At 32.8% G+C, this 15,030-nt stretch carries 14 protein-coding genes; 10 read left to right on the top strand and 4 right to left on the bottom strand.

Features of this window, described 5'->3' with window-relative positions; all coding sequences use genetic code 11:
• Positions 1-48 precede the first annotated feature (48 nt).
• Entirely contained in the window at positions 49-654 is a 606-nt protein-coding gene (locus tag BUB89_RS04060; protein ID WP_073242222.1) for a lipoprotein signal peptidase, read from the top strand.
• A gap of 60 nt (positions 655-714) precedes the next feature.
• Here the strand turns inward: BUB89_RS04060 and BUB89_RS04055 are convergent, their stop codons facing one another.
• The 3 genes from BUB89_RS04055 to BUB89_RS04045 form a co-directional block, all read right to left on the bottom strand.
• Positions 715-903 carry a hypothetical protein gene (locus BUB89_RS04055; protein WP_073242220.1) on the bottom strand — a complete coding sequence of 63 codons (189 nt, stop codon included), beginning with the start codon at positions 901-903 and terminating at the stop codon, positions 715-717.
• A gap of 66 nt (positions 904-969) precedes the next feature.
• Positions 970-1,551: a 5-formyltetrahydrofolate cyclo-ligase gene (locus BUB89_RS04050; RefSeq protein WP_073242218.1), complete on the bottom strand. Its 582-nt coding sequence runs from the start codon at positions 1,549-1,551 to the stop codon at positions 970-972.
• The gene (locus BUB89_RS04045; RefSeq protein WP_073242216.1) at positions 1,538-2,512 is read right to left on the bottom strand and encodes a succinylglutamate desuccinylase/aspartoacylase family protein; all 975 of its coding nucleotides are present in this window, start codon (positions 2,510-2,512) and stop codon (positions 1,538-1,540) included. The genes BUB89_RS04050 and BUB89_RS04045 overlap by 14 nt, the downstream gene beginning before the upstream one ends.
• Before the next feature lie 106 nt (positions 2,513-2,618).
• Here BUB89_RS04045 and BUB89_RS04040 point away from each other — a divergent pair, with 106 nt between their 5' ends.
• From BUB89_RS04040 to BUB89_RS04000, 9 genes are all read left to right on the top strand, one after another.
• Positions 2,619-3,944 (top strand): Fic family protein, encoded by a 1,326-nt coding sequence (locus BUB89_RS04040; RefSeq protein WP_073242212.1) that lies wholly within the window; start codon positions 2,619-2,621, stop codon positions 3,942-3,944.
• A 108-nt stretch (positions 3,945-4,052) separates the two neighbouring features.
• Positions 4,053-5,852 (top strand): excinuclease ABC subunit UvrC, encoded by a 1,800-nt coding sequence (gene uvrC, locus BUB89_RS04035; protein ID WP_073242210.1) that lies wholly within the window; start codon positions 4,053-4,055, stop codon positions 5,850-5,852.
• 29 nt (positions 5,853-5,881) lie between these two features.
• Complete coding sequence (locus BUB89_RS04030; protein WP_073242206.1) at positions 5,882-8,083, top strand: patatin-like phospholipase family protein; 2,202 nt, start codon at positions 5,882-5,884, stop codon at positions 8,081-8,083.
• Between the two features lie 414 nt (positions 8,084-8,497).
• Entirely contained in the window at positions 8,498-9,268 is a 771-nt protein-coding gene (locus BUB89_RS04025; RefSeq protein ID WP_073242204.1) for a DUF3108 domain-containing protein, read from the top strand.
• A complete protein-coding gene (locus tag BUB89_RS04020; protein ID WP_073242202.1) occupies positions 9,268-10,200 on the top strand; it encodes a tryptophan 2,3-dioxygenase family protein in 933 nt (310 codons plus the stop codon). Before BUB89_RS04025 ends, BUB89_RS04020 begins: the two co-directional genes overlap by 1 nt.
• 38 nt (positions 10,201-10,238) lie before the next feature.
• Positions 10,239-11,477: a peptidoglycan DD-metalloendopeptidase family protein gene (locus BUB89_RS04015; RefSeq protein WP_073242200.1), complete on the top strand. Its 1,239-nt coding sequence runs from the start codon at positions 10,239-10,241 to the stop codon at positions 11,475-11,477.
• Between the two features lie 171 nt (positions 11,478-11,648).
• Positions 11,649-13,292: a glucose-6-phosphate isomerase gene (pgi, locus tag BUB89_RS04010; protein ID WP_073242198.1), complete on the top strand. Its 1,644-nt coding sequence runs from the start codon at positions 11,649-11,651 to the stop codon at positions 13,290-13,292.
• Between the two features lie 150 nt (positions 13,293-13,442).
• Positions 13,443-13,868 carry a hypothetical protein gene (locus BUB89_RS04005; RefSeq protein WP_073242196.1) on the top strand — a complete coding sequence of 142 codons (426 nt, stop codon included), beginning with the start codon at positions 13,443-13,445 and terminating at the stop codon, positions 13,866-13,868.
• Positions 13,869-13,950: 82 nt separating this feature from the next.
• On the top strand, positions 13,951-14,457 hold the full coding sequence (locus tag BUB89_RS04000) for a septal ring lytic transglycosylase RlpA family protein (protein ID WP_073242194.1): 507 nt from the start codon (positions 13,951-13,953) through the stop codon (positions 14,455-14,457).
• Here BUB89_RS04000 and BUB89_RS03995 read toward each other — a convergent pair whose 3' ends face one another.
• On the bottom strand, positions 14,458-14,925 hold the full coding sequence (locus BUB89_RS03995) for a CYTH domain-containing protein (protein ID WP_073242192.1): 468 nt from the start codon (positions 14,923-14,925) through the stop codon (positions 14,458-14,460).
• Positions 14,926-15,030: the final 105 nt, after the last annotated feature.

The raw sequence follows: 15,030 nt of genomic DNA, 5'->3' as shown, positions 1-15,030 counted from the left end.
ATTTCTTTTTTAGAATTTACTTATTTTTGCGCACTTAAATTTTTCAAAATGTCATTACTAAAAGCGTATCTGCTTATTTTCATTGTATTACTGGTTGATCAGATTTCGAAAATATATATCAAAACTAATTTTATATTAGGAGAAGAAGTGGAAGTTTTCAACTGGTTTAAAATTCATTTTATTGAAAATGAAGGAATGGCTTGGGGAACTCAAATTCCGGGGACTTATGGAAAATTATTTCTTACCTTATTCCGATTAGTTGCTGTAGGTGGAATTGGTTACTGGCTATGGGATTCTGTAGAAAGAAAACACAGTTCTGATTATTTGATTGTAGCTATTGCTTTAATTTTGGCGGGAGCTTTCGGTAATATTATTGATTCTGTTTTTTATGGAGTAATTTTTGACGACAGCAGTTCGCAATTAGCAACCTTATTTGCTGATGAGCCTTACGGCAAATTTTTTCATGGTAAAGTAGTGGATATGTTTTATTTCCCTTTCTGGCATGGAAATCTTCCGGAGTGGTTGCCGGTATGGGGCGGAAAAGAGTTTACTTTTTTTAATGCCATTTTTAATGTTGCTGATATGGCAATTTCAACCGGAGTAGGGATTTTAATTGTTTTCAATAAAAAAGCCTTTCATCATACAGAAGCATAATTTAGTATAGAGATATAAAAAGAAAGACCTGTTTTACACAGGTCTTTCTTTTTTACAGGACTATTTCTTTTGTCCAGGAGCATAACGTTTGGCGCTTTTTTCGCCGGTAATTTTTTTGGCCTGTCCCGGTGGAATAGATTTAGAACTATTCGATCTGGTTCTGATTCCAACAGCGCAACCGGATAAAGAAATAGAAAATACAGCAATTAAAAGGATTGCATACAATCTTGAATTTTGAATCTTTTTCATAAAATAATGGGGCTTTGTATTTTTACGAAGGTACGGATTTTAAATATTAGAATGAGTGGACTAATTTTAAAACTCATAAATAGTATGAGGTGTTACACAATAATTCAATTGTATATCGGCTTCGTGAACATCTTCAATGGATGTTTCGGCTTCAAAAAAAGAAAGTCCTATTTTAATCGTTTCAGGCTGGCATTCGCTTAGAAATTTATCATAAAAACCTTTGCCGTAGCCCACACGATGTCCTTGTTTGTCAAAGGCCAGAAGTGGTACAAAAACAACTTCTATTTTCTGAGAAGGTACTTCTCCCGAAGCCTCGGGACCGTCAACAGGTTCAGGAATACCGTATGGATTTTTTTTGATTTTAGTATTATCGGTTAAAAGATAATGCGTCATTTTCCGGGTTGCAAAATCGGATTTCGAGATAATGATATTTTTATCTCTTCCCGAAAGCAGGTGTAAAATTAATTGGGTATCTATTTCCCGGTGGTTTTCAATAGATAAAAAAACATGAAAATAATTCTTATCCCAAATGGGTAGTTTTAATAACTGATTAGCAATGGCTAAACTCATTGTTTCACTATCGCTTTCTGATAATTCTTTGCGAAGTGTTTTGTATTTTAAACGTAATGCTTTTTTATTGTTTTCCATTAACTATTGTTTTTGAAATATGGTAAATAGCATCTCCCTGATAGACAATTGGGGAATGGTTGACATTTATGATATAACCATCGTTAGGTGCTTTTACTTTTCGTTCAAATTTACCAAAAGGATCAGTAATAGTGGCGAGAATTGTTCCTTTTTTAACAAATGCATTGATGCTGATTGCATTGTGTAATAAACCGGAAGAATTGGCTCTAATCCACGTAGATTTTTCAATATAGATGCTTCTTTGACTGTTTTTGACAGCATGATGTTTAGGATGAAGCATGCTGAGGTGTTCTAAAAATCGTTTGACACCTTCCAGACCTTCATTTGCAACAGCATTATTAATATCTAATGATTTTCCGCCTTCAAAAAGCAGCATTTTTACATTTGATTTTTGACTGGCATTTCTAAAAGAACCTGCAATATTTTTAGAATATAAGGTAAAAGGAGCATTAAAAACATCGGCTAAAACTTTTAACTCGGCATTATTGGGTTCGAGGCGAATTTGCGGAGCGTTGAATCGGCCTGCTCCTCCGGCGTGAAAATCAATTGCATAATCCACATGAGGCATGATCTGAGTCAGCATATGATAAGCAAATTGGCTGGCCAGTGATCCTTTTTTACTTCCGGGAAAAACCCGGTTTAAATCCCTGCCGTCCGGAAATTGCCGGGATTGATTGATGAAACCAAACATATTGACAATGGGAATGCAAATAATGGTTCCTTTTTTAGGCTTATTGATTTTCTTAGTGATGATTTGGCGTACAATTTCAATTCCGTTTATTTCATCACCATGAATTCCTGCAGAGAATAACACTACAGGTCCGTCAATTTTAGACCGCTGGACGATGATGGGAATTTTTAACTTGGCTGAGTTGTGCAGTTTAGCAATTTCCATATCGATGGTTTTGCTTTCGCCCGGTAAAATGGTCTCTCCCAGAATGGTAATGGATGTGTTTTGCATTTGCAGAATTAAAAAGCTAAAAATATATAATTATATGTTATGAATTGTTTTTTCGTTTTAGAAAAATGTTATTTGTAAATTTGTTAGACAATAATAGAAAACTCAGATGGAAAACATCAGTAAGGCAATATATCTCAAGAATCAATTGGATAATTTACGACCAATTGATAAGATACAAGAAGAACGAATTATGCAAAAATTCCGTTTGGACTGGAATTATCATTCCAATCATCTTGAAGGAAATTCATTGACTTATGGGGAAACCAAAGCTCTGATTTTATTTGGAATAACTGCTCAGGGAAAACCTCTGCAAGATCATTTTGAAATTACAGGTCATAATGAGGCTATTAATTGGGTAATTGATGTTGTAAAAGGCGACTATCCATTAAATGAAAATTTTATTAGGGAGTTGCATACTCTTTTGTTAAAACAATCTTACGAAGTTGATGCCATTACTCCTGATGGAAAACCAACAAAAAAACGAATCAATGTAGGGAGTTATAAAACCTCTCCCAATCATGTAAAGACAAAAACAGGGGAAATATTTTATTTTGCTACTCCAGAAGAAACACCTTCTAAGATGACCGATTTAATTAATTGGTATAGAGAAAAAAGCGAACAAAAGGAGGTGAATCCCATTTTTTTAGCGGCAGAATTTCACTATAAATTCATTCGAATTCATCCTTTTGATGATGGAAATGGTAGAACAGCGCGGATTTTGATGAATTTTATCTTAATGAAATTTGATTTCCCACCAGTAATTATTAAAACCGAAGATAAAGCTAATTATTTTGCAGTATTACAACTTGCCGATGCAGGAAATATTGAAGCCTTTGTGGAATATATTGCTCAGAATTTAATTCGTTCTCTTGAAATAATGATTGCAGGCGCCAATGGAGAAGATATTGAGGAAGAGGATGATTTGGATAAGGAAATTGCTTTGTTGGAGCAGCGGTTGAGTAAAACTAAGATTAAGTATAGTTATAATAAAGCTGAAAAATTAAAAGAATTATTTAACTTTTCAATTATAAATTTTATTGAAAAATTTAAATTAAAGATGTTGAAATTTGGCAAGTTATATTCTGATGTAAATTTTGATATTGAGTTAGATAATATGGGATTAGTTAAAAATAATCCATTAATCGATTATTTTAAAAAAGTCGATGTTTATTTGATTGAGAATGTTTTGGATGTGAAAATTTTATTTATTGGGTTAAAAAGAGAAGAACTAAAAGGACTTAGCTACCTAAGTGAAATTAGTATAAGATTTGAAGAGAAATTTTACTATTTTAATATGAGTAATGGAAGAATAATACAATTATCATATTCGGATGTTCTTGATGAAAAAACAATTAATAAGATTATCCAAATTGAAGTAAAACGTCACAAAGAATTCATCGAACAAAAAATTGCCGAAAAAGAAAATAAATAATCTGTGAAAATCAGTAAAATCCGTTTCATCTGTGGCTGATTTTAAATTTCAATAGCAATAACAATTTCAAAAAATCAATTTTAAGAATAGTTAATTTACAATCTAAAAATGCCTATCCCAGCTCTCGAACTTCAAATACAAACTTTACCCGATGGCCCCGGTGTTTATCAGTATTATGATAAAGAAGGCAAAATTTTATATGTTGGCAAAGCCAAAAATTTAAAAAAACGCGTTTCTTCTTATTTTAACAAAATTCATGATACGGCTAAAACGAATGTTTTAGTAAAAAAAATTGTAGTCATAAAACACATTGTGGTTCCTACTGAAACCGATGCGCTTTTATTAGAAAACAATTTGATAAAAACGCTTCAGCCGCGTTACAATATCAATTTAAAAGATGATAAAAGTTATCCGTGGATTTGTATCAAGAAAGAACCTTTTTCGAGAATATTTTCTACCCGCCGAATGGTTAAGGACGGTTCCGAATATTTTGGCCCCTATACCAGTTTTAAAACAGTTCATACCATTTTAGATCTTATCAAAGAATTGTACTCGCTCCGTACGTGTAATTATGATTTAAGCGAATCTAATATTGAAAGCGGAAAGTTTAAAGTGTGTCTGGAATATCATATTGGCAACTGCAAAGGACCTTGCGAAGGTTTAGAAACATTAGAAGAATATCAGAAAAAAGTAGATGCTATCCGCGAAATTCTGAAAGGAAATTTCAAGGAAAGTTTGAAAGATTTCAGAAAGCTGATGATGGAGCAGGCACAAAAAATGCATTTTGAAGAAGCGCAAAAGATAAAGGAAAAAATAGAGGTTTTAGAAAATTACCAATCTCGTTCTACGATTATCAATCCTAAAATCACCAATATTGATGTGTTTTCTATTGTTTCTGACGAAAGTGCTGCTTATGTGAATTTTTTACAAATTTCGCACGGTTCTATTATTCGTTCGCATACTTTGGAAATCAAGAAAAAATTAGCTGAAACGGATGAAGAATTGCTGGAACTGGCTATTGTAGAATTAAGAGAACGCTTTCAGTTATTGTCTAAAGAAGTTATTGTGCCGTTTGCAATTGATTTAGGTGAAAACATCAAAGTCACCGTACCGCAATTAGGAGATAAGAAGCAGATTTTAGATTTGTCAATTCGGAATGCTAAATTTTACCGTATTGAACAATTAAAGCAATTGCAAATTGTAGATCCTGACAGGCATACTAACAGGATTATGGCGCAAATGAAAAAAGATTTGCTTTTGCCCACAGAACCAAGGCATATTGAATGTTTTGATAACTCTAACATCCAGGGAACCAATCCTGTTTCGGCCTGTGTGGTTTTTAAAGATGGAAAACCCAGCAAGAAAGATTACCGCCATTTTAATATCAAAACGGTAGAAGGGCCTAATGATTTTGCGTCAATGGAAGAAGTGGTTTACCGGCGTTATAAAAGAATGCTCGATGAAGAACAGCCTTTACCGCAGCTTATCATTATTGATGGAGGAAAAGGACAGTTGTCATCGGCTTTAAAGAGTTTAGATGATTTAGGATTGCGTGGAAAAATAAGTATTATAGGTATTGCAAAAAGACTCGAAGAATTGTTTTATCCCGGAGATTCTGTTCCGTTATATTTAGATAAAAAATCGGAAACTTTAAAAGTTATTCAGCAATTGCGAAACGAAGCACATCGTTTTGGTATCACCCATCATCGGGATAAAAGAAGTAAAGCGGCTTTGAATTCTTCGATAGAATCCATTCCGGGCATTGGCGAAAAAACGATGCAAACGTTAATAAAACACTTTAAAAGTGTTAAAAGATTGAAATTGGCAACAGAAAAAGAGATTTCGGACGTTGTAGGATTATCAAAAGCCAAAAAAATTACCGATTTTTACAGAACCACAACAAGCTGATTTTAAATAATAAAGAAGAATATTGTTTTATGAAGAAATCCATCCTTTTATTGCTCCTTTTGTGTAGTGGTTTGAACTTGTTTGCACAAAAAAAAGACAGACCAAAAATAGGATTGGTATTAAGTGGCGGCGGGGCAAAAGGTTTTGCTCATATAGGTGTTCTTAAAGTTTTAGAAGAAGCCGGAGTTAAAATTGACTACATTGGCGGAACCAGTATGGGAGCTGTGGTTGGCGGATTGTATGCAGCGGGTTATAATGCCGCTCAGCTGGATTCTATTTTTCATAAAACGGATTTTGACGAATTGTTAAGTGATTACATCCCCAGAGAAACTAAGAATTTTTATGAAAAAAGGAACGATGAGGTATATGCATTGGTATTGCCTTTTAATAAATATAAAATAGGAATACCGGATGCGCTTTCTAAAGGTTTGTATAATTTCAATTTATTGAGCAGGATAACCAGAAATGTTCGGCATGTAAGGGATTTTAATAAGTTATCCATTCCGTTTTTATGTATTGGTTCGGATATTGAAACAGGCGAACAGGTTATTTTGAATAAAGGAAATTTAGCCAGAGCAATGATTGCCAGTTCGGCTTTTCCGTCGTTATTTTCTCCTGTAGAATACCAGGATCGCTTTTTGGTTGATGGAGGTGTGGTTAATAATTATCCCATTGATGAGATCAGGAAATTAGGTGCTGATATTATTATTGGGGTTGATGTTCAAAATGATTTATTGGATCGAAATGCCCTTAATGATGCTACAAAAATTCTGGTTCAGATTACCAATCTTCATTCGATTGATAAAATGAAAGAGAATATTTTAAAAACAGATATTTATATCCGGCCAGATATTAAAGATTATGGTGTAATGTCGTTTGACAGCGGTAAAGAAATTGTGGGTAAGGGAGAGGAAGCCGCTTTTTCGGTTTTTGAAAGGTTGAAACAATTAGGAGCACAGTCAGGAAATTATAAAAAACCAGGATTAAAGAATCAAACAGACAGTTTACAGATTTCAAATATTAATTGTAATAAATTAAAGAATTATACGAAGGACTATATCTTTGGTAAATTACGGTTTAAACCGGATACTAAAATTAGTTATGACCAATTGCAAACCGGAATTAATAATTTGAATGCCACCGGAAACTTTAGTGCAATTGATTATTATTTTGAGAAAAACGAAGAAGGGGATGATTTAAATCTGGTTTTAAAAGAAAATCCAACTAATATGTATTTAAAGTTTGGAATGCATTATGACGGACTTTATAAAAGCGCAGTTTTAGTTAATCTAACACATAAAAAGAATTTTTTCAAGAATGATGTCGCTTCTTTAGATGTTATTTTAGGAGATAATTTCAGGTACAATTTTGATTATTATATTGAAAACGGATACAATATAAGTGTAGGTTTCAAGTCGTATCTAAACCAGTTTAACCGGAATGTAGAAGGACAAATAAGTAATTTAGATCTCAATGGTTTAGGTGTTAATTCCCTAAATGTGGATTTATATGATTTTACAAATCAATTGTATTTGCAAACTTTATTTGCCCAGCATTTTTTAATTGGCGGTGGACTGGAATACAAATATTTGAATATTAATTCGAAGACTTTAGCGAATACTGATCCTAAAATTGATAAAAGTGATTACGTGAGTGTTTTTGCACGCTTGAATTTTGATTCTTTTGATGATGTTTTTTTCCCTAAAAAAGGCTGGAGTTTTTCAGCTGACATTCATTCTTATTTGTATTCTTCGGATTATACTAAAGAATTTGAGCCTTTTTCGATTGCAAAAGCTAATTTCGGTGTTGCTTTTCATTTGTTCAAATCGGCGAATTTAAAAATTCAATCGGAAGCAGGTTTTTCATTTGGCCAAAAAAGCGTTTCTTTTTTTAATTTCATTCTGGGAGGTTTTGGCTATAATGTTTCCAATAATTTCAGTCATTTTTACGGCTATGATTTTTTAAGCCTTGGAGGGAACAGTTATATTAAATCGAGTGCGACATTTGATTATGAAATCTTCAAAAACAATCATGTCAATTTTACAGCTAACTATGCTAATATAGGAGATGACATTTTTTCTACAGTCGACTGGATTTCTATTCCTAAAATTTCCGGATACGCATTAGGATACGGATTAGAAACCGCTATAGGTCCTATTGAAATAAAACGCAGCTGGTCACCAGAAACTAATGCAAACTATACCTGGTTTAGTGTTGGGTTTCCTTTTTAATGCTTAGCAAAGCCATTTTTGATAAAAATCCCCCGTTTTTAGTGTTAAAAAAAAGCCATAATTCTAAAGGGGCTATTTTTTAGAGTTCCAAATTTTAAGCGAAAATTATCACTTTTATTTTTTATCATTAGTTTTTTTATGATAAGTAAAAAAAAACACCATTGATTGCGAATCTTATTTTAAAATTTTGTTAAACTGAATTTTTATTATAAAAATCGTAGTTTCTTGCCTTATCTTTGCTATATCAAAACAAAAGGGGTGGTTTCCTTTTGATTTATATAAATTTAATAATTTATAATTTTTTGGTTGGTTAATAGCATAAAAACTCAGTCATTATTTGACTGAGTTTTTTTGTTTTAATATATTTGGAACAAATTTTGCAAGTTTAATCAATAAACTTATTAAAAGTAAATTATGAAAAAAATAATCCTACTATTATTATTGATTGTAACTGCCAATATTTATTCACAAAATGATAACGCTTATGGTGTGGGAGAGTGGTTTAAATTCCGCATCCACTACGGATTTGTAAATGCAGGATATGCTACCCTTGAAGTTAAAGACGCTACTGTACATAATAAAAAAGTTTTTCATGTTGTGGGTAAAGGATACACAACAGGTGTATCGCGCTTTTTTTTCAAAGTTGTCGATGTTTATGAAAGTTACATTGATAAAGATTCAGGTAATCCGTATCAGTTTGTGAGAAACATTAATGAAGGTGGTTATACTAAAAATCAGGAAGGCTTTTTTAATCAGTCGTCTAACAGAGTTACAGTAAAAGATTATAAAAAGAAAACTGAAAAAACATTTGTCATCCCAAAAAACACTCAGGATATTTTATCGACTTTTTATTACTTAAGAAATTATCCTACAATAGATAAAATCAAACCGGGAGAGTCTATAGAGATAGATATGTTTTTTGATGATGAAACCACAAAATTTAAGTTAAAATTTGTGGGTCGTCAGGATATTACAACTAAATTTGGGGTCGTATCTTCAATGGTTTTTAAACCTTTAGTTCAATCAGGACGTGTTTTTAAAGAAAAAGAGAGTTTAACGGTTTGGGTATCTGATGATCAAAACAGATTACCTCTCCGTATTAAGGCTGATTTAGCTGTAGGTTCACTCAAAGCCGATTTGGATGCTTTCAAAGGATTGAAAGGTCCGTTTAAAATAAAAAAGTAATGAATATTAATGAGAATACAGCAAGTATTTTAAAAGAGATCGAAAAGAAATACGAATCTATAAATCAAAAAACGGATACGCAACTCGAAGGTTTGCTTTGGTCAAAACCCACTACTTATTGGGATTATATCCAGACTGATGCGCTGTTGAATTTACAAGTTCAAAGAACCGTACTCCCTGATGAAATGGTCTTTATTCTCTATCATCAAACAAATGAATTGATATTCAAAATGATTCTTTGGGAAATGAATCAAATCACTCATGCTGAAAATAATAATGCCGGCTTTTTTACAGAAAGACTCCTGCGTATTAGTCGCTATTTTGATATGCTGACTAACTCTTTTTCCATTATGGAAAATGGTATGGATGTAGCGCAATACATGAAATTTAGAAATACACTTACTCCGGCATCAGGATTTCAGAGTGCACAATACCGTTTAATTGAATTTTGTGCCACTGATTTAGTTAATTTAATTGATAATCGCTTTAGAAAATCATTTGATAATACTATTTCAAATGAAAATGCGTTTGAAATGTTGTATTGGCAAGCCGCCGGAAAAGACTATCATACAGGAAAAAAAACCTACACCTTAGAAGTTTTCGAAAAAAAATACAAAGCTGTTTTTCTGGATTTTATGGAAGAGTATAAGCCAATAAATATTTGGCAAAAATACAAACAACTTCCTGTTGAGGATCAGGAATCAGCTGCTTTAAAAGAGGCTATGCGCCATTTTGATTATACTGTAAATATTACCTGGGTAATGCAGCATTTAAATGTTGCTATAAAGTACATTGATCAAAGCGGTATGGGTGACGGAGAAGCAACTGGAGGAAGCGACTGGCGTAAATACATGCATCCTAAATATCAAAAAAGAATATTTTTTCCGCAATTATGGAGTGAGGTCGAATTGGCTAATTGGGGACAAGAATAACAAGAATAATAAGTAAAATTGAATAAATAGATAAGAGTTTGAAATACGTTTTAACAATTATAATTGCATTAGTCTTAGTAGTATCAGTATCATGTAAAAAATCAGACACTGAAACTGAGAAGAAAAAAGCCGTTCAAAAAATAATTCCTAAAAAAGGTAATGCTGATTTCGGATTTAATTTTGCCGACTATAATGTAGTTCATGACACTGTTAAAAGAGGAGATACTTTTGGAACTATTCTGAATAAACAAAATATTGGAGACCGTCAGATTTATGAGATTGTAAACAGTGTCAAAGATACATTTGACGTACGCAGTATCAGGCCTAACAGAGTTTTTACCATGCTGCGTTCTAAGGATAAAACAAACAAACTTCAGGTTTTTGTTTACCAGCCTAATGACTTAACGTATTATGTTTTTGACTTACGCGATTCAGCCGTAGTTGCTCATAAAAAAGTACGACCGGTAACTATTAAACGAAGATCTATCACCGGAGTTTTAAAAGGATCTTTATCTGAAACCTTATCTAATTCAGGCGTAGAACCCAATTTAGCAAACAGGATTACAAAAATTTACTCCTGGTCTATTGACTTTTTTAAACTCAAGAAAGGCGATCGTTTTGGTATTATTTTTAATGAACGTTACATAAACGATTCTATTTATAATGGTGTCAGTACTATAGAAGGAGCTTTTTTTGAATACAAAGGTAAAATTATGTATGCTTTTCCTTTTGTACAAAATCAAAGTTCCGGCAAAATTGATTATTATGATGAAGACGGAAAAACAATGAAAAACTTTTTCCTGAAATCCCCTATTAAGTTCAGCAGAATTACTTCCCGGTTTACAGCCCGTAGATTTCATCCTGTGCAACATCGATGGAAAGCACATAAAGGGACTGATTATGCGGCTCCTACAGGAACGCCTATTATGACTACAGCATCAGGAGTGGTTGAAAGAACAGGTTATACCGCCGGAAACGGGAATTATGTAAAAGTAAAACATACCGGAACTTACTCAACTCAATATTTACACATGTCAAAAATCTTAGTACGACGCGGACAACATGTAAATCAGGGGGATGTTATAGGTCGTGTGGGAAGTACCGGTTTAGCAACAGGACCTCACGTTTGTTATCGTTTCTGGAAAAATGGGGTACAGGTAGATGCCCTAAGATTAAAGCTGCCTACCGGAACTCCAATGGAAAGTGCTAATAAAGCCCGATTTATGAAAACGATCGAGCCTTTAAAAAGAGAATTAGATAGTATTGGAAATTTATAATAAAACATATAATTTTTAATTTAAAAATAATCAATGAGAGGCAATTTACTACTAATTGTCTCTTTTTTTTATAAATAAACTGGTTGGTTTTTATTGTTATATAGTCGGCATCCTTTCTGCTATTACAACTAATTTCAGTATTTTTACGAACAAAACTAAAAACAAAACATAATGGCTTTAAGTACACTAAACCCAACTCAGACCAATTCCTGGAAAAAACTTGAAAAACATTTTGAAGAAATTCAGCATGTTTCTATGCAGGAAATGTTTAAACAAGACGGTTCAAGAGCAGAGAAATTCAGTATTCTTTGGAATGATTTTTTAATTGATTATTCTAAAAATATTGTCAATCAGCAAACGATGTCTTTGTTGCTTGAACTGGCTAATGAAATGGGGCTTAAAAATGGAATTCAGGATTATTTTGGAGGAGGAATAATCAACCAGACAGAAAACAGAGCTGTGCTTCATACCGCATTAAGAGCTAAGGAATCGGCAGTGATTCCTGTAAATGGGGTAAATGTGATTCCGGAAGTTTATGAAGTAAAAAATAAAATTAAGAGTTTTACTAACGAAGTTACCTCCGGAAAAAGAACAGGATATACCGGGAAAGTGTTTACTGATGTAGTTAACATTGGTATTGGTGGTTCTGATTTAGGACCGGCAATGGTAGTAGAGGCTTTACAGTATTATAAAAATCATTTAAATGTTCATTTTGTATCGAATGTTGATGGAGATCATGTCAATGAAATAATTAAAAAATTAAATCCGGAAACGACTCTTTTTGTCATTGTTTCTAAAACTTTTACTACGCAGGAAACGTTAACTAATTCGGAGACTATTCGAAAATGGTTTTTGCAATCAGCTTCTCAGGAAGATGTAGCCAGCCATTTTGTGGCAGTTTCCACTAATTTGCAAAAAGTAACTGAATTCGGAATTAATCCGGACAATGTTTTCCCAATGTGGGACTGGGTTGGAGGACGTTTCTCGCTGTGGAGCGCCGTAGGTTTGTCAATTAGTTTAGCAGTAGGTTTTGATAATTTTGAAGAATTATTAAACGGAGCTAATGAAATGGACGAACATTTTAAAACAGCTGATTTTGATCAAAACATTCCAGTTGTCTTGGCTTTATTAAGCGTTTGGTACAATAATTTCTTTGGAGCGGAGAGCGAAGCTTTGATTCCGTACACACAATATTTACAAAAATTAGCTCCTTATTTACAACAGGGAACTATGGAAAGTAACGGAAAAAGTGTAGGACGTGATGGAAAACCGGTTGATTACCAAACCGGAACAATTATTTGGGGAGAACCGGGAACTAATGCACAGCATGCTTTTTTTCAGTTAATCCACCAGGGGACTAAAGTGATTCCAACAGATTTTATCGGTTACGTTCAGCCTTTGTACGGAGATAATCATCATCATGATAAATTGATGTCTAACTTTTTTGCACAAACCGAAGCTTTATTAAACGGAAAAGACGAAGCTAAAGTTCAGGCTGAATTTGATAAACAAGGATTATCCGCTGAAGCTGCTGAATTTCTGTTGCCATTTAAAGTTTTTGCCGGAAATAAACCAACAAATACGTTCCTGATTCAAAAATTAACACCTAAATCTTTAGGTTCACTGATTTCTCTTTATGAACATAAAATTTTTGTACAGGGATTTATCTGGAACATTTTTAGTTATGATCAATGGGGAGTAGAACTTGGAAAACAATTAGCAAATTCTATTCTGGATGAAATCAATTCTAATGAGGTGAAAAATCATGATAGTTCTACGGCTTCTTTATTGGGTCATTTTTTAAGAAATAAATAACATTTTGATCTCTTTTATTTAAGTGTTTGATTTTCAGCGAACATTAAAAGCAATATTGATTCTAAATTACGAAAACCTCATTGGCTGTTAGCATTATGAGGTTTTTTTTATACCTTTTTTGTTTATATTTGTTAAAAAAACACCAAAAACATGTACGCATTTATTCAAAAATTTCATTCTGGCTGGGCTTATATAGCACTTTTATTATTAGTGATTGCAGTAGTTAATTCTCTCATTGGTTTGGCTTCTAAAAAAGAGTTTACAGCTAAAGACAGAAAAATTGCTCTTTTTGGATTAATAGGTACCCACACGCAGTTATTAATAGGTTTAATTTTGTATTTTGTTTCACCATTAGGTCTTAGTTCTTTTGGTCAAATGTCAGACAAAATGTTGCGTTTAACATCATTAGAACATCCGCTAATTAATATTATTGCGATTACTTTAATCACTATTGGATGGTCAAAACATAAAAAATTAATCACAAACGAATCAAAATTTAAAACTTTCTCCATTTTCTACGGATTAGGATTAGTTCTTATACTAATTAGAATACCATGGTCGTTATGGTTTAAATAAAAACGTAAAAGTCCTTTTTTTAGGACTTTTTTTATCTCGGTATAGTTTTTGTTTTTAAATAGATTAGAACTAAAAAGTTAATATGAAAAAATCATTTACACTCTTTTTTTTATTTGTTGCAGTTGTTTTTGCAAATGCTCAAAGAAAAATTTCTGAAAAGCCAAAAACACTTGTTTCAAAACCTTCTGTTCAGCTACCGGATACACTTCAAAAAAAATATGCTTTAACCGATAATAAAAGAGGGATAGTAAAAGACACTATTTTTGATGAGGTTGTAGGTAAATTAAAAGTGTATAAAAAAAGCGCTCATGCCTCCTATTATGCTGATAAATTTAATGGAAGGCGTACCGCAAGTGGCATCCCATTTAGTAATAGTGACTATACAGCTGCACATAAAAAATTCCCTTTTGGAACAAAATTAAAAATCACTAATGAGGCCAACGGTAAATCCATTTATGTAGAAGTTACTGATAGAGGCCCTTTTGTAAGATCCAGAGAAATTGACTTGACTAAACGAGCTTTTATGGAAATTGCAGCAAACAAAAATGCTGGAGCTTTAAAAGTAACTATCGAAGAAGTGGTTAAATAGTTACCAGTTTTTAAAAGGATTTTTACTTAAATACGAGTTGTAGTAACGTTTGTCATTGGTTACTTCCTCACCTAACCAGTCCGGTTTTTCGAATAATTCTGTTTCTGATTGTAATTCGATTTCCGCCATTACTAAGCCTTCATTTTCACCGTAAAATTCGTCCACTTCATAAGTGTGAGAACCTATTTTTACTTCAAATCGGCTTTTGTCAATTACCCCTTTTTCGCAAAGCAAAAGCAAATTTTCAGCTTCCTCAACTGTAATTTCTTTCTCCCATTCAAAACGCGACATACCTGTGGCATTAGAAATGCCTTTGATGGTCAAATAGGCTTTATTTTCTTTTATTCTTACTCTAACCGTGCGTTCCGGATTAGAGCTCAAATAACCCTGAATAATCCGTTTTTGAGAGAAAGCAGCTTTTTTATAAGCATTAGAAGTAACTAAAAATTTTCTTTCTATTTCTATCATTTTTATATTGACTTTCTGATTTGGGTTAAAGATATTATTTTTTCCTGTTTTTAGATTTATTTACAATCATTAATGAATTTATTTATCAGGTAAAACCGCTCTGAT

This window comes from Flavobacterium flevense (genome assembly GCF_900142775.1).
GTDB classification, from domain to species: domain Bacteria; phylum Bacteroidota; class Bacteroidia; order Flavobacteriales; family Flavobacteriaceae; genus Flavobacterium; species Flavobacterium flevense.
Note: the sequence above shows the minus strand (reverse complement) of the source record. Positions and strands in the feature narration are given on the sequence as shown.

Coding starts and splice junctions, on each gene's coding strand:
- BUB89_RS04060 (WP_073242222.1), top strand. CDS start 49: ATGTCATTACTAAAAGCGTATCTGCTTATTTTCATTGTATTACTGGTT.
- BUB89_RS04055 (WP_073242220.1), bottom strand. CDS start 903: ATGAAAAAGATTCAAAATTCAAGATTGTATGCAATCCTTTTAATTGCT.
- BUB89_RS04050 (WP_073242218.1), bottom strand. CDS start 1,551: ATGGAAAACAATAAAAAAGCATTACGTTTAAAATACAAAACACTTCGC.
- BUB89_RS04045 (WP_073242216.1), bottom strand. CDS start 2,512: ATGCAAAACACATCCATTACCATTCTGGGAGAGACCATTTTACCGGGC.
- BUB89_RS04040 (WP_073242212.1), top strand. CDS start 2,619: ATGGAAAACATCAGTAAGGCAATATATCTCAAGAATCAATTGGATAAT.
- uvrC (WP_073242210.1), top strand. CDS start 4,053: ATGCCTATCCCAGCTCTCGAACTTCAAATACAAACTTTACCCGATGGC.
- BUB89_RS04030 (WP_073242206.1), top strand. CDS start 5,882: ATGAAGAAATCCATCCTTTTATTGCTCCTTTTGTGTAGTGGTTTGAAC.
- BUB89_RS04025 (WP_073242204.1), top strand. CDS start 8,498: ATGAAAAAAATAATCCTACTATTATTATTGATTGTAACTGCCAATATT.
- BUB89_RS04020 (WP_073242202.1), top strand. CDS start 9,268: ATGAATATTAATGAGAATACAGCAAGTATTTTAAAAGAGATCGAAAAG.
- pgi (WP_073242198.1), top strand. CDS start 11,649: ATGGCTTTAAGTACACTAAACCCAACTCAGACCAATTCCTGGAAAAAA.
- BUB89_RS04005 (WP_073242196.1), top strand. CDS start 13,443: ATGTACGCATTTATTCAAAAATTTCATTCTGGCTGGGCTTATATAGCA.
- BUB89_RS04000 (WP_073242194.1), top strand. CDS start 13,951: ATGAAAAAATCATTTACACTCTTTTTTTTATTTGTTGCAGTTGTTTTT.
- BUB89_RS03995 (WP_073242192.1), bottom strand. CDS start 14,925: ATGATAGAAATAGAAAGAAAATTTTTAGTTACTTCTAATGCTTATAAA.